Source organism: Mesorhizobium sp. PL10 (assembly GCF_053714315.1).
The window spans coordinates 1-1,322 of sequence record NZ_JBSKBR010000135.1; the positions used below are offsets into that span (position 1 = coordinate 1).

Genomic DNA, 1,322 nt, shown 5'->3' on the forward strand with positions numbered 1-1,322 from the left:
AGACGTCGCGTCAAACATGCATCGGCGTGTCGATCGAGTTCAGCGGCTGTTGCCGTCATTCACTTTCGGCGAAATGCCGGTATTGTTGACCAACGCGTACAATTGCCGCCATGCGCCTCCAGACGATGGCAGATTTCCGAGACGGCGATCCCGACATCCTCCTGGTCGGCGAGATCGACCTTCCTCAGGGCCGGCCGGCCACGGGCAGTCCTCGGCGAACGCCTGGCGCGACATGTGATGACGCGCCACCCTTCACGGGAAAAGCGCTTGACCGTGGCATGGCCGATGCCCATGGTTTTTCTGGTGTCGAGTTCAGCTGCGCTGGCGAGAGGCCGAATGTCACCATGCGCCTCGCGCGAGGAACCGAGAGGTCGGGCCCGCCTTGTTCCAAACGCAGAGGCAGGAGCGCGAGGGTTTCACATCCGTTGACCAGGATCGAGCGATGACACAGGCAGCCCCACTTGATATCGCCGCCGCCGTCGTTGTCGATGGACCGATGCAGCAATCGACCGGCAAGGCGCCGTATGAGAGGCCTGAGCAAGCTCTCGCAGGATGTCGCTGGAGTGCGCATGATCGCGGCATTTGGAGAGACTAGGCGCTGCTTCATGTAACGACTTGCTAACCAAGTCTTCCGGCCCCTTGTCTTGCGCCGCAGCTCATTTAGGATCTTCTATTCGCGGTAAGCCACCACTCCAGCGCGACGGCTGAAAGTGTCACCTCGTAGAGAACATACGGGGGGCTTCGGGCCAAAACCGGTCGTTGGTCGTCTCTTTTGAAGGCGAACTTGAAGCTAAGGGCATTGGCCTCGAAATTTCTAATTCTTAGGATCCGCCTTTGCTGACCAGGCGCGGATCATCGGCAGCGTCAGCAGCGCTGATATGATCACGGCGATGTTTTGACCTGTCGGACCCTCCCGCTTAGTGGGGTACGCCCCAGGCCTTGGCCTAGCGCCTTGCGGGAGGCTTCTTTGCTGGAGCCGCCTTCCTCCCCAAGCCCAGCGATTTTGTTGCTAGCGCTGATCGGGTTGCCGAGTAATTCGGGGCGACCATGGGGTAATCCTTCGCCAATCCCCCACTTTGTCCGGTATTCATCGGGAGTCATGCTGTGTCTGACGGCAAGATGTCGCTTGAGCGACTTGATTTCTGGCCATCTTCGAGGCTGATGATATAATCCGGGAACACGGATCTTTTGGGATTAACTGCCGGCTTTTGGATAGGCGCCCCCGTTGGGGGCAGCCTGAACGACGCACCCCTCCTCGGTGATCTCCACCGGAAGGAACATCGCCGGTTGACTGACATAGCTGAATGACTGTCGCCACAAAC

Annotated in this window: 2 pseudogenes; both read right to left on the reverse strand. The window is 59.1% G+C overall.

From position 1 onward, the window contains the following. Positions 1–13: 13 nt before the first annotated feature. Positions 14–293: pseudogene (locus ACWGTO_RS33430) on the reverse strand (SDR family NAD(P)-dependent oxidoreductase); the annotation flags it as partial. A 651-nt stretch (positions 294–944) separates the two neighbouring features. After that, positions 945–1,235: pseudogene (locus ACWGTO_RS33435) on the reverse strand (MucR family transcriptional regulator). Positions 1,236–1,322 lie beyond the last annotated feature (87 nt).